Source organism: Agathobaculum sp. NTUH-O15-33 (genome assembly GCF_033193315.1).
Classification (GTDB): domain Bacteria; phylum Bacillota; class Clostridia; order Oscillospirales; family Butyricicoccaceae; genus Agathobaculum; species Agathobaculum faecihominis_A.
On record NZ_CP136187.1, the window covers coordinates 2577829 to 2596890 of the forward strand.

18 protein-coding genes are annotated in these 19062 nt (G+C 45.4%); all 18 read right to left on the minus strand.

Going from position 1 to position 19062, the window contains the following annotated elements:
• Positions 1 to 31 precede the first annotated feature (31 nt).
• Entirely contained in the window at positions 32 to 193 is a 162-nt protein-coding gene (locus tag RWV98_RS12465) for a hypothetical protein (RefSeq protein ID WP_317861105.1), read from the minus strand.
• Between the two features lie 183 nt (positions 194 to 376).
• Entirely contained in the window at positions 377 to 1099 is a 723-nt protein-coding gene (locus RWV98_RS12470; protein ID WP_317861106.1) for an amino acid ABC transporter ATP-binding protein, read from the minus strand.
• Positions 1086 to 1805, minus strand: coding sequence for an amino acid ABC transporter permease (locus RWV98_RS12475; RefSeq protein ID WP_317861108.1), 720 nt, complete (start codon positions 1803 to 1805; stop codon positions 1086 to 1088). The genes RWV98_RS12470 and RWV98_RS12475 overlap by 14 nt, the downstream gene beginning before the upstream one ends.
• A gap of 77 nt (positions 1806 to 1882) precedes the next feature.
• Positions 1883 to 2122 carry a transporter substrate-binding domain-containing protein gene (locus RWV98_RS12480; RefSeq protein ID WP_317861110.1) on the minus strand — a complete coding sequence of 80 codons (240 nt, stop codon included), beginning with the start codon at positions 2120 to 2122 and terminating at the stop codon, positions 1883 to 1885.
• Positions 2079 to 2693: a transporter substrate-binding domain-containing protein gene (locus tag RWV98_RS12485; RefSeq protein ID WP_317861112.1), complete on the minus strand. Its 615-nt coding sequence runs from the start codon at positions 2691 to 2693 to the stop codon at positions 2079 to 2081. Before RWV98_RS12485 ends, RWV98_RS12480 begins: the two co-directional genes overlap by 44 nt.
• A 1285-nt stretch (positions 2694 to 3978) precedes the next feature.
• On the minus strand, positions 3979 to 4764 hold the full coding sequence (locus RWV98_RS12490; RefSeq protein WP_317861114.1) for an ABC transporter ATP-binding protein: 786 nt from the start codon (positions 4762 to 4764) through the stop codon (positions 3979 to 3981).
• 12 nt (positions 4765 to 4776) lie between these two features.
• The gene (locus RWV98_RS12495; protein ID WP_317861116.1) at positions 4777 to 5544 is read right to left on the minus strand and encodes an ABC transporter permease; all 768 of its coding nucleotides are present in this window, start codon (positions 5542 to 5544) and stop codon (positions 4777 to 4779) included.
• 11 nt (positions 5545 to 5555) lie between these two features.
• The gene (locus RWV98_RS12500) at positions 5556 to 6788 is read right to left on the minus strand and encodes a nucleotide sugar dehydrogenase (RefSeq protein WP_317861118.1); all 1233 of its coding nucleotides are present in this window, start codon (positions 6786 to 6788) and stop codon (positions 5556 to 5558) included.
• Positions 6785 to 9805, minus strand: a complete 3021-nt coding sequence (locus tag RWV98_RS12505) for an ATP-grasp fold amidoligase family protein (RefSeq protein WP_317861120.1) — start codon at positions 9803 to 9805, stop codon at positions 6785 to 6787. Before RWV98_RS12505 ends, RWV98_RS12500 begins: the two co-directional genes overlap by 4 nt.
• 26 nt (positions 9806 to 9831) lie before the next feature.
• Positions 9832 to 10887, minus strand: a complete 1056-nt coding sequence (locus RWV98_RS12510) for a hypothetical protein (RefSeq protein WP_317861122.1) — start codon at positions 10885 to 10887, stop codon at positions 9832 to 9834.
• Positions 10874 to 12100, minus strand: a complete 1227-nt coding sequence (locus RWV98_RS12515) for a glycosyltransferase family 2 protein (protein WP_317865754.1) — start codon at positions 12098 to 12100, stop codon at positions 10874 to 10876. The genes RWV98_RS12510 and RWV98_RS12515 overlap by 14 nt, the downstream gene beginning before the upstream one ends.
• Positions 11983 to 13245 carry a glycosyltransferase family 2 protein gene (locus RWV98_RS12520; protein ID WP_317861124.1) on the minus strand — a complete coding sequence of 421 codons (1263 nt, stop codon included), beginning with the start codon at positions 13243 to 13245 and terminating at the stop codon, positions 11983 to 11985. The genes RWV98_RS12515 and RWV98_RS12520 overlap by 118 nt, the downstream gene beginning before the upstream one ends.
• Positions 13242 to 13673: a glycosyltransferase family 32 protein gene (locus RWV98_RS12525; protein ID WP_317861126.1), complete on the minus strand. Its 432-nt coding sequence runs from the start codon at positions 13671 to 13673 to the stop codon at positions 13242 to 13244. Before RWV98_RS12525 ends, RWV98_RS12520 begins: the two co-directional genes overlap by 4 nt.
• The gene (locus RWV98_RS12530) at positions 13670 to 14497 is read right to left on the minus strand and encodes a glycosyltransferase (protein WP_317861127.1); all 828 of its coding nucleotides are present in this window, start codon (positions 14495 to 14497) and stop codon (positions 13670 to 13672) included. Before RWV98_RS12530 ends, RWV98_RS12525 begins: the two co-directional genes overlap by 4 nt.
• Complete coding sequence (locus RWV98_RS12535) at positions 14494 to 15087, minus strand: recombinase family protein (RefSeq protein ID WP_317861129.1); 594 nt, start codon at positions 15085 to 15087, stop codon at positions 14494 to 14496. Before RWV98_RS12535 ends, RWV98_RS12530 begins: the two co-directional genes overlap by 4 nt.
• 620 nt (positions 15088 to 15707) lie before the next feature.
• On the minus strand, positions 15708 to 16847 hold the full coding sequence (locus tag RWV98_RS12540) for a glycerate kinase (RefSeq protein ID WP_317861131.1): 1140 nt from the start codon (positions 16845 to 16847) through the stop codon (positions 15708 to 15710).
• A gap of 28 nt (positions 16848 to 16875) precedes the next feature.
• Positions 16876 to 17841, minus strand: a complete 966-nt coding sequence (locus RWV98_RS12545) for a D-2-hydroxyacid dehydrogenase (protein ID WP_317861133.1) — start codon at positions 17839 to 17841, stop codon at positions 16876 to 16878.
• A 107-nt stretch (positions 17842 to 17948) separates the two neighbouring features.
• The gene (locus RWV98_RS12550; RefSeq protein WP_317861135.1) at positions 17949 to 19055 is read right to left on the minus strand and encodes a phosphotriesterase family protein; all 1107 of its coding nucleotides are present in this window, start codon (positions 19053 to 19055) and stop codon (positions 17949 to 17951) included.
• Positions 19056 to 19062: the final 7 nt, after the last annotated feature.

Sequence of the window (19062 nt, forward strand, 5' to 3'; positions counted from 1 at the left end):
ACAAAAGCGCGATAATAACGACATATATTATTCAGAACCGGCCCGCGCGCCGCAGAAAGCATTCGGCAAAGTATACGCCCGCGCAAAAACCGCGGAAATAGTTTTCCCGCGTCAGCTTATCGCCTTCCGCCAGACCGATATCTTGCACACGGCGAAGCAAGCGCCGCTGTTCAACATTTAATTGGCTGCGCAATTCTTCGGTAGCTCGCTACGCTCGCAATAGATACGCGGCAGTAGCCGCAGCGGCGGGGTGCGGTCACCCCGCCCCACTCCTTGGTTTATCTCCCATTTTCAGTAACGAGAAAACCGTTAAGCGTAGGGCGGGGTGACTCACCCCGCCGCATTTCTAATTGTGAGCGTCAGCAAACCCCTGTTTTTACAACACCTTGGACAAAAAGTCCTTTAAACGGGGATTCTGCGGATTGGCGAAAAACGCCCCCGGTTCGTTTTGCTCCATGATGCGCCCCTCATCCATGAACAGCACGCGGGTGCCGACCTCGCGGGCAAAGCCCATTTCGTGTGTGACGACCACCATGGTCATACCGTCCTCGGCCAGCTCCTTCATGATCTCCAGCACTTCACCAACCATTTCCGGGTCGAGCGCGGAGGTCGGCTCGTCAAAAAGCATGACGTCCGGATTCATGGCGAGCGCGCGGGCGATCGCGATGCGCTGCTGCTGTCCGCCGGAAAGCTGGGCCGGATAGCTATCCGCCTTATCCGGCAGACCGACGCGGGCCAGCAGCTGCAAGGCGCGCTTTTCCGCTTCCTCATCGCTCATGACCTTGAGCTTTACCGGAGCGAGTTTAATGTTTTCCTTGACCGAAAGATGCGGGAACAGGTTGAACTGCTGGAACACCATACCCATCTTGCGGCGCAGGATATTGATATCGGTTTCCTTGGAGGTGATGTTCTGGCCCTCAAACACGATATCGCCGCTGGTGGGCTCTTCCAGAAGGTTCAGGCAGCGCAGAAAGGTGGATTTGCCGGAGCCGGAAGGTCCGATGACAACGACCTTTTCTCCCTTTTCGATATGCTCGTCAATGCCCTTGAGCACCTCGTGGCTGCCGAAGGATTTATGCAGATTTTTAACGTCGATCACTTGCGCGCAGCCTCCTTTCAAGCATGCCGAGCAGTTTTGTCAGGATCATAACCATAACCAGATAGATAACGGCAATGGACAGATACGGCATCCACGGCGCATAAGTACGGCTCTGCACAATCATAGCGCCCTTGGTCAGATCCATCAGGCCGATGACCGTACAGATGGAGGTTTCCTTGAGCAGCGTGATCAGCTCGTTGCCGAGCGCGGGCAGGATGTTCTTAATCGCCTGCGGGATGATGATAAACTGCATGGTTTTTGCATAGTTCAGACCAAGCGAACGCCCAGCCTCCATCTGTCCCTTGTTGATGGACATGATGCCCGAACGAACGATCTCGGCGACATATGCGCCGGAGTTGACGCCGAAGGAAATAATCGCGGCGAGCACCATATTCTGTGAAGAACCAAACAAAATAAAATAGATGATCAGCAGCTGCACCGTGCTGGGCGTGCCGCGAATGACCGTAAGATAGATTTTGCTGATCAAATTGCCGATGCCGAGCAGCACGCCGCCCAACCCGCGCCAGTGCACACGCTGGCTATCATACGCAGAGCGGATGACAGCAATGCACACGCCGATGACGACGCCCACCAGCAGCGCACCCAGCGTGACTTTCAGCGTCGTTCCAAGTCCCTTGGCAAAGTAAATGTACCAGCGACCATCCTGAATGAAGGTCTGATAGAATTGTTCCCTGAACCATTCCATCGGCCTGTCCCCCTTTTCTGTAAAAATACGCAGAGGGGGCGGCTAAAGCAAGCCGTCCCCGTTGCGTTTTGCACAAATTATTCCGCGGTGATATACTTATCGACGATCTTCTGGACCGTGCCGTCCGCGATCAGTTCGCCAAGCGCCTTGTCTACCGCATCCTTCAGGGCGGTGTTGTCCTTTGCAAACGCAATGGCGTAATCCTCTTCGGTGTAAGCGGTGTCGAGGATCTTGAGGCCTTCATTGGCGGCAACAAACTTCTTGGCAGGCTCGTTATCGATGACGACGCAGTCGATCTTGCCCTGTGTAAGCGCCATAACGGCGTCGGTGCCCTTGCTGGAAGCGGTTCATCGCTTCTTCGCCGAAATCGTCTGTGCAGTAAAGGTCGCCGGTCGTGCCCTGCTGCACGCCGATCTTCTTGCCGGCCAAATCGTCCGGAGATGCGATTTCAGAATTTTCGGGCACAATGATCGCCTGCACGCCGGTCGCATAGGTCTGCGAGAAATCGACGTTCTTTGCACGGTCCGGGTCTACCGTCATACCGGCCATGCCCATATCGGCCTTACCGGCGGCAACCGCGGTGATGATCGAATCGAACTCCATATCGGAAATGGAAAAACCAAGGCCCAGCTTGTCGGCAATGGCCTTGCCCACCTCGGCGTCGATGCCGACAATCTCTTCGCCTTCGTAGTACTCGAAGGGCTCGAAGAACGCGTTGGTTGCCATGGTCAGCGTACCGTCGACCGCCAGCTTGTAATCGGTGGACGCGGCGTTGTTGGAATCAACCGGGGCATCGTCCTTGGGCTCATCCGCCGGCTTACTGCCGCAGCCCGCCAGCAGGCTCATGCTCATCGCGCCTGCGAGCAGCGCGCACACTAATTTCTTCATTCGTTAAACTCCTCCTAATTTCGGTTTTGGACAACCGACTTTCAAATCAAGGTTTATTATACGGTCTTTCGTTTAAAAATGCAAGTAGTAATTCCATCATTTCTTACGGCGCGCAAAAGTTTGTAGGTGTTTACAAAAGTCTAATTTTTGCAACAAATTTGCCCGCCAAGTCACAATCAGTGCATCGATTCGTATGACCCTCTATGTCCCCCGCTGTTTATGCAAATCCTTTTATGTCCTACAGTGTTTATCATGTTTTTCCGCATATTGTAATTCAGCTTGTTGAGCACATATTTAATACTCGCTACGAAGAATATTATTTATTCCAAACCGTATCTGAACTACTACTTTGCTTAAATCATAGGCTCGAAACTGTCTGAAAAATCAAAAACAGATTCTTCGCTACATCATCTTTAACGAGAAGTGAATAAGTGTTTATATATGGAATTGTCATTTGCTCTCTGGAATGTCCCGGCCGTTACCCGACAAGTCGTTATAACAACAAGTTTATAACGACTTACAGGGGGGCAGATGACTTACTCTGCCACTACCATGAGTATCCACCGAATGAAACAAACAGAAATTCTGCATTTTTTCAATGTAGCCCAAAGCATCGGAAGTTGATTTTGCTGCCTTACGTCGATTATAAAGCAAAATTTAGAGGCGAATCCTTTTTGAGCGGCTAAAAAGTGCGGCGCTATCGTCAACGTTTATCAATTCGATCAAACAAAATTGCTGGTAATACCATGTAAAGAATCGTAAAACCTACTTCAATAGTTAAACCCCGCCAGTTAGCCTCCGTTAAAATACGTTGCATTCTTTATACGATCCATATCAGCGACCGCTTCCATAACGAGCTCTCCATTGGATTTTAAAGACGAAATTTCCCGATCTATATCAATCACTTTTCGGCAGTCATAGCTGTGTAGGATATCTTTCAATACGAATCAGCGGAATAATATTCATTTTATTTCGCAACATTTTATCAGTAATTTTTATTTTCCCTCATGAACATTTGATAAACAAAACAATGCTTGACATTAATAATGTTGCGTACATCTAAAAAATCATTAAATTTTGCTCTAGGGGACTGCACCACTTAAACAAAGTTCTTGCCTGTACTCAGGCAAATTTAATTACGTTCGTAAATTAGACATTATAACAGAAGCTTTATGAGAACATCAAGTTATAGACGCACCTTCTTGCGTTTACTTATATTCATTTGTGTATAACTGCATTTATGAGGATAAATATACACATTAACTGTGGTTCTGGATTAACTTGCTTAGTCCTTGACACGTCGCAGCACACAATCGTTGTTACCCGTTGTTGATATCAAGAAATTTTCGTACCGATTACAAATTTCCTGTACATTACTGCCAAAGGCTTTTTGCTCGCCTTTATGTAGCCAGAGGACTTTGCTGCACATTTCACGCACTTGCTCAAGAGAGTGGGATACGAGAATAGTCGTTGTGCCACCTGATATAATTTCTCTCATTTTAGCTTCACTTTTCTTTTTAAAGGCGCCATCACCGACAGAAAGCACTTCATCCAGAATTAAAATATCCGGTTGCACAAGACTGGCGATTGAAAAAGCCAAGCGTGATTTCATGCCTGATGACAGTTGCTTAAAAGGTCTGTCCTGAAATTCCTCCAGCTCAGCAAAAGCAATTATCTGTCCATAGGTATCATCCATAAATTTGCGGGTGTAACCCAGCATAGCACCGCGTAAATAGGTGTTTTCCCGGACGGTCAAATCTCCGTCAAAGCCGCTACCCAATTCAAGCAGTGCTGCGATCGTTCCTTGGCGATCGATCCAACCGGTCGTTGGCTCCATAATGCCAGATACAGCTTTCAAAAGCGTCGATTTCCCCGCTCCATTTGTTCCGATAATCCCCAGCATATCGCCTTTCTCAAGCTCAAATGAAACATTTTTATCCGCCCAAAATTCTATTACCTTATAATCTCCAGTCAGCTTGCGCAAAAAGTATTCCTTCAGGCCAATTTCCTTGAAATCTCCTGTCATATAGCGGATGGACACATCCTGTACTTTTAGCATCGTTCCCGGCATGCAATTCCTCCGTTACACATAATATAAAAAGCGCGTGTTGTACTTTTTGTACATCCAGCACCCGACTACCAGCGCGATCAGCACATCCGCCACCATCAGTAAATGAAACCATACCGATGGAATGGTTGCGTCAAGTACGATTTTACGGAAGTAGCGAATAAACAGATAAACAGGATTCAACAAGAACAAGTTCTGCATCATAGGGGTGTACTTATCAATCGTATAAAAGATGGCCGATAAGTACATCAAAAGCTGGGTAAAAACCGACCAGAGGTACTGAATATCCCGAAAAAATACATACAACGCGGACAGAATTAGGCCAATACCAATATTGAATAGCACCAAGCAGACAATTGGAAAGAGTAAAAAAACAAATTTTAAGGTGAACGTAATTTCGTCTAATATGCAAAACACAAAGAAAACACATAGCGTCAAGCCAAAGTTGATTAGTGTCTGTACATTTTTGGAAAAAAGAAATAAATACTTCGGCACATTTACTTTACTGAAAATGTTCGCATTTCCCATCAACGTTTGCATGCCTTGCCCTGTTGATTCACTGAAACAAGAAAAAATCAGGTTTCCACAAAACAGATAAGTGGTATAATGATCCATTCCACGTCCAAAAAACTGCGTAAACACAAGCCGCATGACCAGAAGCATCAAGAGTGGAGAAAGCACACTCCAAGCCATGCCCAGCACCGTTCGCTTATATTTCTTTTTAAAATCCCGCTTTACCAGTTCTTCAAACAGGAACTGATAGTGCATCAATTTGTGAAACATGGATACTCCTATTAATCACGAAAATAAAGGTCACGCGTATAAACCTTGTCCATAAACGACTCTAACTCAGGACTGTAGCGGTTGGCCAGAATGACTTGGCTTTGCACAGCAAATTCCGCAAAGCTTTTGACTACTTGGCTGCCAAAAAACATATTTTCTGAAAGAGAAGGCTCATAGATCACGATCTTTGCCCCTTTCGCTTTCAGTCGTTTCATTACGCCCTGAATGCTCGACTGGCGGAAATTGTCAGATCCTGTCTTCATGGTCAGCCGATAAACACCAATGATACAAGTTTTGCCCGGAGAGCCGTCTCTCCCTTCGCCATTCGGGCCATAATAACCGGCCTTCTCCAAAACTCGGTCAGCGATAAAGTCCTTGCGCGTGCTGTTTGCATCTACAATAGCGCCGATAATATTGTTTGGTACTTTGTCAAAGTTTGCACGCAGTTGCTTGGTGTCCTTTGGCAGACAATAGCCGCCATAGCCAAAGGATGGGTTGTTGTAAAAATTACCAATACGAGGATCATAGCCAATTCCCTCAATGATCTGACGCGTGTTCAGTCCACGCACCTCGGCATATGTATCGAGTTCATTAAAAAAGGCCACGCGCAGTGCGAGGTAGGTATTGGCAAATAGCTTGACCGCCTCTGCTTCAGTCGGATATGTCAGCAACGTTGGAATGTCCTGTTTCAGCGCCCCCGCAGTCAGTAAACTAGCAAAAGTCATCGCAGTAGCCTTTAGCCGTGCATCTTCAAGCAGTGTGCCTACGATGATACGAGAGGGATACAGATTGTCATACAGTGCGCGCCCCTCCCGCAAAAACTCTGGAGAGAAAAGGATATTCTTACTATCGAACTTTTTGTGTGCCCAAATTGTAAACCCTACCGGCACAGTGGATTTTATGACCATGATCGCTTTTGGATTAACCGCCAACACTTCTGCGATAACGGTCTCCACTGAAGAAGTATCAAAGTAATTTTTGACCGGGTCATAATTCGTAGGTGTACAGATAACAACAAAGTCCGCCGTCCTATACGCGCTCTTGCTATCTGTCGTCGCTGTTAAATTCAGAGACTTTTCTGAAAGATATTCTTCAATTTCAGGATCGGCCAGCGGCGACCGCTTTGCATTAATCAAATCGACCTTTGCCCGCACTAGATCAACTGCTGTCACCTCATTGTGCTGCGCTAATAATATGGCGTTGGCAATTCCAACGTAGCCTGTTCCAGCGATGGCGATATTCATTGAATATCACCCAACCCCTTCTTTTTAGGAAGGGGGCTTTTAGGTGGAAGCTTTATTAAATCACCATAGTATTTATTCTGTTCCTCCGAATCCCATTTTCCTGTACCACTCTGCGGAGTAAATGTCATCTCACCAAAATAAACCTGATCGTTGACTGAATAAAAGTCAACCCGAACAAATGCAAATTCTTTGCAAAGTATTTTTGCAAATCCAACCATTTCATTAAATGTCTTTGGTCTCACGGGTTCAGGGTTAATATGTGGATAATTTACCCCATAATCCTGTAGCACCCAATTTAAATTATAAATGTTTCTTTTATGGTGGTTGGTGCCGCTTCCAATGTCCACCCATACAAATCTTGGCTGTCCGTTAAAACAAAAAAATCTATAATCATAGATATCTCCCTCCAAATCTGCCATATATTTTTCAGCGATAATCCGAGGTGGAATATTCATATAATGTAACTCTAATCCATACACAAATGCAAAGTTCTTTTGCCCCCATTCATCAAATTTTTGCCTGAGCAAACTATAATCTATAGCATTTTTATCCTTAACTACAGCATTCCAACCACTGCCATGATTCATTTTTAAAACAAATTGTTCAGGTAATTCGTTAAAATTGATTTCGTCAAACTTTTCCCAAACTCCTAGTAGTGGGATTAAGTGCGCTTTTCCAATTCTCTCCGAAACCCATTGACGAACCAAAAACTTATCAGCCAACTGAGTTTTTAGGGTGGAACTGTCATATAGTTTGAGCCATTGAATCTTTTCATTAAAGGTTCTTGGATTTTCTAAATTTAGATCTTCCTTTGTGACCCGTTTATACCAAAGCTTTAATTCTTCCTCATACTGCTCGGGCTGCAAATTTACAAAGTAGTCATAATTACGTATCACCTTAGAGGAGGCATTTTTTCTGTTTGGAGAAGACGGGTTTTGCTTATTTATTGATGTCGGAGACAAAACAATTGCTTTCGATTGTTCCATATCAGAAAGTATGCGCAAATGGATTAAAATGCGTCTAAACGTATATGACGCGCCGTGATCTTTATAGCAATGAATTATACCCCTTATCTTTCGTGGCATCCAAGTTATGCAGCGTCCCACTTTATATGTTATAGAATGGCGGATAGAATGCACTTCGTCAGACAATGTTTCCACACGCTTTTGCAGATTCGTTATCTGACTCTTTAACATCTGAAATTTTTCCATATTATGAATTTGTATAGATTGTTGTCTGTCCCCTTCTAACTGCAAACTCTCCATAGCCATTTGCTCATAAAAAAGCAGATCCTTAAGTATGGGATAATAATTTAATATATTGTTAAGCTGAATATAAAAGAGTTTTTCCCCTCGATCATTAATTTTCCATAGCGCTTCTTCTTGGGTACCGGCTATATATGAGAGCCTCGAAATATTTTTATCAACCACATTTATCTTGTATCCATTAAGCATACCCATGATCCAAAACCAAATATCATCATTAGTAGGTGTAAGTTTGCAAAACAAATCTTCACGCAACACATCTGAATGCAAACAATGGGGAGGATACAAGCAACCAGCTCCTCCAGATAACTTATGAAGATAGGTTGGAACAGGATACACCTTTATGGCGTCTGGTGTTATTTGAATATCATTTGCATTATTATAGTAAATAGAGGTAATTCTATGGCATTGAATGCAATTCGGTTTTGAGCGAAATCCGCGCAAAAGAAATTCGATTAGATGTTTATCAAACAGCAAATCATCATCAACTGTAATTATAATATCTTCTGGATATTCTTTTAAGCTCGGTATCAGCTTTTTATAAGCTTTCAAATCTTTAGTCCATTTGACTTCAATAATTTCCGATATTAGATTTGTTAGCTCTAGTGGAAGATCATTCATTAAATTAGGAAATTGAGATTGCGCTAACCACAAAACTATTTTATCAGGCAATATCGTTTGTTGCATCAACGTCTGAATTGTTTGATGTACTGTACCAATACGTTTGGGGTATGAAGTTAACGAAACAACAACTTTGGGAAAATATGATCGATCAAAGCGGGATTTTGAGCTTTCCTGTGCCTCTGAAAAAAATTTCCAAAGTTTATTATCCCTTATCATTTCTTTTTTTAATGTGTAAAACACCGGATGTCCAAAAAACAATTTACCACACTCATTATAGAAATCTTCATACCCCTTTGAATATCTTGCTCCAGCATAATTGTTTAGCGAAAAATATAAATTTGAAATAATAAAATATTGCACTGACTGTTCGACTTTTTTATAGTAATCTAACTTATGCGCATGTTCATATGTTAATAGTAATGCTCTAATTACGTTAGATAATTTATTACATTTGGAGCTTGTTATAGAGCCCTCAAAGTTAACTCTGTAATAAATTAATGGCTTTTCAATATATGCAATTTTTGATGCAGAAACCGCACACATTGAAGAAAAAGTAATGTCATTTGTTGAAGATAACGTTTCGAAAGACAAATGGTTATTCTTTAAAAAATTACTTCTTATTAGTTTATTCCAAGGTACCGGATTAATAATTGACATAATTCGTTGCGGACAATCTTTATAGCTAAATGTTTTAAACTGTTGAGGTAGCACGCTTTTATTAATATCTTTTTTTAATTCCAAAGAAGTGCTTTGCTCATCATATCTATAATGGTCAAAAACAACAATATCAGCTAAATATTCTTCAGCTATTTTTACTGTCTGCTCTAATAAAGACTTTTCACAAAAATCATCACTATCCATAAACAGGACATACTTCCCTTTAGATAATGCAAAACCATTATTTCTAGCTACGCCTGCAAATTGGTTCTTTTGTGTATAAATCTTGATTCTTGAGTCTTTTTGTTGGTATGAGTATAAAATTTTTAATGAATTATCAATGGAACCATCATCTACACAAATTATCTCGATTTCTTTTAGTGTCTGATGCATCACGCTTTCCAAACACTGCTCTAAATAATGCTGCGCATTGTAGACAGGTATAACGACTGATACTATCGGTTTTTTCATTATTTACATCCTCATTTGATTTTTATTTATAAAGAACACAAAAATTTCTTATCATATGAAGTGATAATCGATATAGTTTTTCGTCCGATATATTTTCCCATGCAATAATTATTACAACATCTATATAACTTTTCAGCAAATAATTGATATGCATTGTTACAGTACTCATCATTCACGTCATCCATTAAAACACAGAACGAATCTGATAAATTTTGTGGAATTAGCTTTAACGCATCAATACGACGATATTTTTGTGAACGACTATGCCCTGGCCCATCGATCGACATGAAATCAAACTGAATACTCGGTAGTTTCTCCTTAAGGTTACGGTACACTAAAGTACAATCGTCATTCAGAAAATTAATTTCTTCAGCTGGAACATGTAATAATTTAGTTGATACAGGACAAGAATAGTTTTGCTGAAAAAAATTAATCCATTCCAAATCCTGCTCCACCACAATATGCTCCACATCATCAAAAGCCGCCGCATACTGCGCGATCATGCGGGTAGACTGTCCTAATCCCAGTTCCAAAATTTTTTTAGGATGCGTTTCATTCAAAACACGATACATCACATAGAGATAAGGATATCCAACCGCCCAACGTCCGGGCGAAAAGCTTTTATCGTTTAACCATGTGCTCTCTGTGATCGTATTATTAAAAATCTGCGCCCACACAGCTTCCGACGCCTGCCGTGCTGCTTCAGCAGATAGATTTCGTACCCGCTCCAAATCTTTTTTTAAACTCTCATGCTCTTGTATGATATTATCGTTTGCTGCCGACTGCTTTTTTACGAATGTCTCAAGGCAATCCAAGCCATCTGCAGACCGCTTCTCCTGCTCCCGATAGTTTTTTTCAAGGGTATCAAGCTGTTCCTGCTGATCTTTCATTTGCTGAAGAATAGTAGCCTTTCCCTGCTGAATTTGCGTAACGCAAATATCCATCTCAGACTGCTGTTCAGAAAGTTTTTTATTTTGTTCCTCCAGCACTGAAAGCACCCGCTCAATCTCTCGATTAAAAGCCTTCACTGGCGGCGGCAAAATGCGCTTCAGTAATTCCTTTATTGCCCTAATCAGCCCCATGTTTTCTCTCCAGTCTATTTTTTATCTGTATCAGTGTGTAATACAATCCGTGCTCTTTTTGACAGTTTAGCAGCCTTTTTGCCGGTCCCGGCCTTTTCCCGGACGGTGGAGTTTCATAGCGCAGGCCATAGTAGAGCGAACGGAACGGAAACTGCTGTAAATAATTTTCTCCAACCTCGGCTTCGTCGTAGCTCTGCAAAAACATTCTAAGCTGCGCTTTTAAAGCAGCAGGCTCAGCAGCTTGCGGCAGAAGGCGCTCATACCATCCTAAAATACCGTTAATCTCTTGACGCAGAATCAGTTGTTTTAACTCCGGCTCTATGTCTGTACACAGCTTGCGAACGATACTATAGTTATCAAGCTGCGCAGCATAATGCTCCGCTTTTCTGCCTACGAGCGAATTTTGCTGCGCAACACGGTAGCATACAATAATTTTATCCGTTATCATCAGCCGCTGTGCCTTAAGCAAGCACTGAATGTAAAAGGAATGGTCGTTGATGCAGCGCAAGTTATTAAACATAATATTGTTTTCTTCCAAAAACGATCGGCGGTACAAGCCGTTCCAAGGCACGTCAGCGGTCTGCAGCAGCCGTTCAGGCATTTGACGGAAGTTTAGTACCTTCTTTCTTTTTCCCCAGCCAATGCTGCTGTTTGTGGAAAACGGTGTCGTATATTGTTTCCCGTTTGAACTATCAAGACAGCGAAAGCGACCTTTGACCCAGTCTAACCGATTCTTTTCAGCTAATTTAAACAAATACTCCAGCGCGCCTTCCAAATAAAAATCATCTGCATCCAAAAAGGCGATGTATTCTCCGCGGGCCTTCTTCATCCCACAATTACGAGCAACGCCGGCATACCGGTTTTTTTGTGTGTACACACGTATCCTCGAGTCGCCCGCTGCACAGCGTTGCAGCATGGATAGGCTGGTGTCGGTAGAACCATCATCAATAAAGATCACCTCAAGTGATGGTCCGGACTGTCTCAGCACAGAATTCAATGTCTGCTTTAAATAGCGTTCTCCGTTATAAACCGGAATGATAACCGATATTTCGATCGATTTGCTCATTTTATTCCCACAACCTCTATCCGCTGCGTCTATTTTAATGACCTTTGCTGTCGGTAAAGAAAATACCGACCAAACAGCGTCGGACACAGCACCATGCAACCATGCTTCAGCTTGCTTTTCAATGGTAGGCACGATGTCAGCACACAAAGCCACCCCTGCCGCAGTTCTTTTTGTAGCGCCAAGACCTTCTCTAATAAAGATTTTTCTGTAACCAATCGACAGCAAACTTCCGCGAATTCTGTCTGACGGCGCGCCCTGCATAAGTTTCGCGCTTGTTTTGTCTGACACAGAGCTAAAACAGCGTCCAGCGCGGTCACTGCGGTCATCCGCCGTTCCAACCAGCCTGTGCTTGTTTTTTGTTTTCTGATGGCGCTGTCGCCGTGCTGCCGGTAATGATATGTGGCCGACTGTATGCATTTCACCTTTTGACAGTAGGTGAAGTATGTAGCGCAGAAAAGCATATCTTCTGCGTAATAAAGGGTTTCCTGCAAAGCAATCCTGTTATTCTGAATCACAGAGCGTCGAAATAACTTATTACACAGGAAACCCTGAAATCGATTTGGCATCAGCATGCTCACTATCGCCGTGTCTGTTGAAAGAACTTCGGATACACAATAACATCTGCGCTCGGATTTCCCCGGATATTCTAGCCAATAGCCGCATATACTGCAATCCGATTGACATTGCTCCATTCCTTCAATTAGACACTTCAAATGGTTTGGATCCACCCAATCATCTGCGTCTACGAATGTAATAAATTCGCTGCATGCACGGTGCAATCCCGTGTTACGCGCGGCGCTGACGCCCTTATTGGGTTGATGGATCACCTGAATTCTTTTATCCTGCAGCGCATAATGGTGGCATATGGCTAGAGACGCATCTGTCGATCCATCATCTATCAGCAAAATTTCAAAGTCCGAATATGACTGGCAAAGTAGACTGTCCAAACATTGGGATAGAAATTGTGCTGCGTTAAACACGGGAATAATGACACCAATATGTGCAGTCTGCATTTTATCCTCTTCCCATCCATTGTTTGACACGGCGTGTACCATCCGGACCAAGCATTTGTGCCAGTTTTGTATTAACTCGGTTTTGCAACGGCATCGGGACGCTTGAAAATGATGGATTGCTAAAGAATTATCTGTCAAACAGATTTTGCCCGTCTTCAAATCCTTCGGCGAAAAGAAATCCTTTGGATAAATTGATACTTCGCACACCTTTTGCTGTGAATTGTCCTGACGCAGTCCCATTTTCAAGAAAAGTTCTGTCATACGCTCTGTATTTGTCATATAGTCATAGCTTCCATCCTGTCGTATGAATTGCATATCCTGATACTGCGCCTTCGCACTGTAAAAAAAGAATGCCGAGGCTCAGCCGCCATCAAGCAGGTAGCGATTCTTTCGTCGCTCTCAAACCCTATGACACCTCTCTCACTCAGCAAGATATCGAGTGGTTTTAAAAGCTCAACATCGGTATCTAGATAAATTCCACCTTGATCACATAACACTGCCAGTCGGACGTAATCGGAAACAAACGCCCACTTTTTTGCTTCAAATGCCTGTCTTACATAGTTATTATCTTGCAAAGGCGCGTTTTTTTCATTCCAGCAGATTATTTCATAAGCTGGACAAAGACGCTTCCAGCTTTCCAGACACTCCTTGGTTTTTCGGTTCATTGCACCGCCGAACCAGCAGTAATGAATCTTTGGGGGAATCATTGTGACAGTCCTTTCAGTTGCTTGAGGACAAACGCGGGCAACAATCCTACGATTAGTGGCTTCATTACATAAGGGTATGCGCTGGGCAGCAACCCTAATTCTTTAAAACGGACAAAACGCGTAACGCATTCATTGATTCTATGAGAAAAGCGGCGGTTTCCCTTCACTGTACTGGGAACTGTATACTCAAGCAATTTTTCTTGAAGATTTGCGCCTTGAAGTCCTTTGGTATAAAGTCTGAGCAGTAAATCATAGTCCTCACATAAAATGCAGTGTCGGTCTTCCGAATACCCGCCAACCGCTTCAAGCGCTGTTCGGCGAAACAGTAAAGCTGGATGGATAAAAGGCTGTGTAATGTAAAAATCGTTTACTTGGGGGAATTCCGGAAAGCAACGCTGCCCTACAATTTGGCCACCGCACCACAGATCTACATTGCACCCAACAAACGCTATCTTGGTATGCGTCTGCAAATACTTCAACTGACACTTCAGACGTTCAGGATGGGCATAATCGTCATCATCCATACGAGCAACCCAAGTTCCTTTTGCTTGTAGCAAACAAAGGTTAAGCTTGGCCGGTAAAGTAAAGCAATTATCCTTTCGTATCAGTCGAATGCGAAGGTCGGAAGCAGCCTGTGCATTTAAAAACGTACAGGCTTCTGGCACCGAACCGTTATCGCAGATTAACAATTCCAGATTGACCATGCTTTGCTCTAAAATAGATTGAACACTGCGCTTTAGCAGTGCAATATTATGATCACGATAATAAACACCCATAATAACGGAAATAAGAGGTGGTTGCATAAAATTGATCCCTACCTTCATCTGACCCACTTCCAAAACGTCTGATGTGATACGCCTAAGATCTTTGCCGCTTCCCGTGTCGATATTTCCTTGGAAAGCCAGCGTTTCTTCAGCCTATAGAACTCTTCTTCCTTTTCCAGCGGCGGGCGTCCGAAGCGGATGCCTTTTGCTTTGGCCGCATCGATCCCCTCACGCTGACGCTGGCGATGTTCAGCATATTCATGCACCACTGTGGAGTTGAACGCTTCGATCAGAAGGTTGTTTATCAGTTCTACAGCCCACTGCTGGTCTTCGGATAACTCGATCATCGTAGTCGGCATATCAACCACTTTTAAGCGAACACCATTCTCTTTCAGCCATAGCAGTTCCAATTTGATATCCGCTTTGTTGCGGCTCAAACGGTCCAGAGATTTAATAATTAGCGTATCTCCTTCGCGCAGTGCAGCGTTTTTTAGCAGCTGATAGCTGTTCCGAACGGTATTCCGGTCCGACTCTAGGTCGATAAACATCTCATTCTCCTGCGCACCAAGCTCATGGAAGGCATTCAGCTGCGCATCCAAGTTCTTCTCATCGTCTGATACGCGGGCATAATAAAAGGTTTTGTGTTGCATACTCTCACCTCTTCTTCCTGCATTTCTTCGATGATTTCTTTCTTTTTTATTGAGAAGACAATCAAAAGGTGTACTATTTGATTTCCACTGAAAATTTCCAGTCATTATACATCACTATCGGTAACTGGAAACGATGTGCTAATTAACTATTGCTTTTTAAGCACTTTTGCGATATACTTGATTAGGCAAAAAAGCTGTCAAAAGGCACACCTTTTGACAGCTTTTTACCGTTTTCACCTTATATTTTTTGTATATTCTCTGATTGCTCAATATTGATATCCGTTATTTATGAGCGCCTGCTTTAGAAAAATGCGGATTGCGGTTGGCGTATCAAGACCCAAAGCTGAAAACAATGCAAGTAAATAAAAAGGATAAAGGAAGTAGCCCCATCAGTTAAAGTTAAGTTACTACACTTTACCAGACCGAGGTGAGGTCGCAGCCTTCATGCGTTAAGAGGATGTGGCCTGTACGAACTAAGAGCTTTTGCCGTAGGTACGTTCCCCGGCCATATGTGCACGGTTACATATCAGGCAGTAACCCTGTAAGGACACAACATACGCCGGCATAATAAGACGCAGAGACAATGCGCTCATTCAGAGCAGCATCATCTCTGCGTTTTGTTATTTAGCCGCACGTAATAGACTGAACACCTGCAGCGCAGTTAGAAACAGGTTGTGGGCTGCATTTTCAGGATGCAGCGCGTGCTCCAGCGTGCAAGGCGCTTGCAGGATTGGAAAGTATGCGTCGATCCCCTCCGCATTCAGCGCCTCCGCATCGGGCGCAGCACTGCCGCAAAAGGCGACTACCAGTGCACCGGAGCGCTTTGCCATGCGGGCGACCGTGGCCGGAGCCTTTCCCATCACGGTCTGCGCGTCCAGTCGGCCTTCGCCTGTGATTACCAGATCGGCATCCTGCGCATGTGTTGTGAAGCCTACGTTGTTGAGAATCACCTCGGCTCCAGACTGTAACTTTGCGCCGCAAAAGGATACGAGCGCATAGCCTAGACCGCCAGCCGCGCCGCTGCCCGGCATATTTTCTATGGAAATTCCATATTTTTCACGTACGATGCCGGCAAGTCGCGACAGCGCCTCATCCAGCAGCTGCACCGTACCGGCATCCGCTCCCTTTTGCGGCCCAAATACGGCGGAAGCGCCGTTGGGACCGCATAGCGAGTTCGAGACGTCGCATGCCACTTGCAGGGTGGATACCGCAAGTCGCGGGTCGAGCCCGGTACTATCGATATCCGACACCCTCATCAAATCCGCTCCAAGCATGCCGACCGGATCGCCATTTTCGTCCAGAAACTTGCAGCCGAGCGCTTGCAGCATGCCCATACCGCCGTCATTCGTCGCGCTGCCGCCGATACCGATCATAAAATGGCGGCAGCCCGTGTCCAACGCGTCGCGTATCAACTCGCCCACGCCATAGGTTGTGGTATAAAGCGGATTTCTTTGCTCCTCCGGCACCAGCGCCAACCCGGCCGCCGACGCCATTTCCACAACCGCTGTTCGTCCGTTTTCAAGGATACCGTACAGCGCGTTAACCGGTTTCCCCAACGGTCCTATGACGCGCACCCGCCGTTTTTCCCCGTGCAGACTATCCACGACCGCATCCACCGTTCCCTCCCCGCCGTCCGCCAATGGTAAAACCGTGATTTTTGCGTTTGGAAACACCTGTCGCGCTGCCGCCGCCACGGTTCTCCCTGCTTGCAACGATGTCAGGCTCTCCTTAAAGGAATCGATCGCGATCACAATTTTCATATGCTTCTCCTTTGCCGCGCATACGCGATTACGAATTGACGACGTTTATAGGCGTGCCCGCTAAAAAGGCTTTCAGGTTTTCCATCGCGCATGTCAGGATGCGCGCGCGGCTCTCTTTTGGGGCCCAAGAAATATGCGGTGTGATGATACAGCGCGGTGCGGAAAGCAGCGGATTATCTCCGCTGATCGGTTCGCTGGATACTACATCGACTGCCGCCGCCGCTACTTTTCCCGCATGCAGCGCATCCGCCAAATCCTGCTCCACGATCAGCGGGCCGCGGCTGTTGTTAATCAGAATAACGCCGTCCTTCATCTTGGCGATGGTTTCCCGGTTAATCATCCCCTCGGTCTCGGGGAACAGAGGGCAATGAAGGGTGACCACGTCGGAAAGCGCCAACAGACCATCCAGATTGGTGTACTGTGCGATCTGTTTTCCCGTGTCGGTCTGTACCGCGTCAAACGCAAGCACATGCATGCCAAGCGCCTTTGCGATGCGTCCGGTCGCTTGTCCGATTCGGCCAAAGCCGATAATCCCGATCGTTTTGTCAAACAGCTCAATCAGCGGATAGTCCCAAAAGCACCAGTCGCTGCACTGTTCCCACTTGCCATCATGTACCGCTTGATCATGGTGGCCGATGTGATGGCAAATCTCCAGCAGCAGCGCAATGGCGAACTGACTGACTGAAGCTACGCCATACGACGGCACGTTCGTCACCGGTATGCCCTTCTCTCGCGCGTAGCGGTAGTCGACTACGTTGTAGCCCGTTGCCAATAGGCCGATAAACCGGATCGAGGGACAGCGGTCAAGCACGTTACGCGTAACAGGCGTTTTATTGGTGTAGACGATTTCTGCATCGCCAATGCGGCGAATGATTTCCGTTTCATCCGCAAGCGGCGTCCGATCGTAAACGGTCAATTCTCCGAACGTTTCCAGACCGCTCCAGCTTAGATCTCCCGGGTTTTCGGTGTAGCCATCCAAAATGACAATTTTCATAGCATTTCTCCCGTTGCATGTCGATATAGTTGCGGGTTATACTCAGTATACCGCGCCCTTTTTCAAAAAACAAGGAGCCGCCGGTACGGCGGCTCCTCACGTTCAGCTTACTCAATGGTCAATAGTCTCTGCGGATTGTCCTTGATGATCGCGTCGAACTCATCGTTTTCAACGCCTACCAGATTGCATATCTCACGGAACCTGCCGATGATGTGATTGTAGCAATATCCCCCGCAGGTGGAAAATCGGTGTCTTTCAGCGGAATCGTGCGATAGCAAAATCCTATCCTGATAGCCGCGCACGATCAGCTTATATACCGCCTGCGCGCGCTGCTTATCGGAGGCGTTGCACCATGCGCCATAAGTCATTTTCTCGTAGCTCATGTTGCCGACGCCGTCAAAGGAGATATACGCGCCCTTGTCCATCAGCGCCTGCAAATGTCCGAAAGCGTCGCTTTCGCTCCAATTATCCTGAATTAAGCAGGCTTCTCTGTGACTGAAGGCAAACTTGTTAAGGTCCATACCTTCTTCCTCAAACACTTTCAGGATTTTAAAATCATGCCGCCACTGGTATACGTTGACATGCACGTTGACCGGCAGACCGGTTTCCTTTGCCGCGATCGCGGCGGCGCGCAGGCACTTCCATTCGTCGTCGGTAATGACGTCGCTTGTACCGATCTCGCCGATGATCCCAGGCTTAATACCGGTTTTGCCATAACCGTTACGAATGATATCAATATACTGCCGCGCCAAATCGTCCACAGTCAGCTTGCTAAAATCGGTCTTTCCGTTTGGTGGGAAGTGCCCGACAGCGCCGACGATATAAATGCCGGACTGTTCGGCCAAAGCCTTGATGCGTTCCCAGTGCTCGTCGGTGGGCTTGCCCTCCGCATAAAACTTGGTGTTGTCGTCACAGGTCAGGTCGACGACCGTGCCGCCGCCGGCCCTCTGAAAGCGCCTGAGCTCCTCAACAAAGAGCGCATCGTCATAATTGAGCAAATTATCGCGTACACCATAGAAGTTTTCATTCAGGATGTAGTGCAGATTGTCCAGTGTGACCGGCTGCTCGAAATACTGCCGTTTTTCAGGGTCCGAGTCGGGCATTTCATAGTGATTGAGCCAGTTCAGCGTGTGCTCGTGTGGAAGCGTATGTCCCAGCATCTTTGGCTCGACAGGCCCCTGCACGGTCATAACCTTGCCTAAATTTTCTTTCATGGCCGCT

Bases quoted from the DNA above. Each gene is read 5' to 3' on its own strand.
- RWV98_RS12500 (WP_317861118.1), bottom strand. From the start codon at position 6,788: ATGAATATCGCCATCGCTGGAACAGGCTACGTTGGAATTGCCAACGCC.
- RWV98_RS12510 (WP_317861122.1), bottom strand. From the start codon at position 10,887: ATGGGGCTGATTAGGGCAATAAAGGAATTACTGAAGCGCATTTTGCCG.
- RWV98_RS12520 (WP_317861124.1), bottom strand. From the start codon at position 13,245: ATGACAAATACAGAGCGTATGACAGAACTTTTCTTGAAAATGGGACTG.
- RWV98_RS12475 (WP_317861108.1), bottom strand. From the start codon at position 1,805: ATGGAATGGTTCAGGGAACAATTCTATCAGACCTTCATTCAGGATGGT.
- RWV98_RS12530 (WP_317861127.1), bottom strand. From the start codon at position 14,497: ATGAAGGTAGGGATCAATTTTATGCAACCACCTCTTATTTCCGTTATT.
- RWV98_RS12525 (WP_317861126.1), bottom strand. From the start codon at position 13,673: ATGATTCCCCCAAAGATTCATTACTGCTGGTTCGGCGGTGCAATGAAC.
- RWV98_RS12505 (WP_317861120.1), bottom strand. From the start codon at position 9,805: ATGAAAAAACCGATAGTATCAGTCGTTATACCTGTCTACAATGCGCAG.
- RWV98_RS12550 (WP_317861135.1), bottom strand. From the start codon at position 19,055: ATGAAAGAAAATTTAGGCAAGGTTATGACCGTGCAGGGGCCTGTCGAG.
- RWV98_RS12485 (WP_317861112.1), bottom strand. From the start codon at position 2,693: ATGAAGAAATTAGTGTGCGCGCTGCTCGCAGGCGCGATGAGCATGAGC.
- RWV98_RS12495 (WP_317861116.1), bottom strand. From the start codon at position 5,544: ATGTTTCACAAATTGATGCACTATCAGTTCCTGTTTGAAGAACTGGTA.
- RWV98_RS12540 (WP_317861131.1), bottom strand. From the start codon at position 16,847: ATGAAAATTGTGATCGCGATCGATTCCTTTAAGGAGAGCCTGACATCG.
- RWV98_RS12490 (WP_317861114.1), bottom strand. From the start codon at position 4,764: ATGCCGGGAACGATGCTAAAAGTACAGGATGTGTCCATCCGCTATATG.
- RWV98_RS12545 (WP_317861133.1), bottom strand. From the start codon at position 17,841: ATGAAAATTGTCATTTTGGATGGCTACACCGAAAACCCGGGAGATCTA.
- RWV98_RS12535 (WP_317861129.1), bottom strand. From the start codon at position 15,087: ATGCAACACAAAACCTTTTATTATGCCCGCGTATCAGACGATGAGAAG.
- RWV98_RS12480 (WP_317861110.1), bottom strand. From the start codon at position 2,122: ATGGCGCTTACACAGGGCAAGATCGACTGCGTCGTCATCGATAACGAG.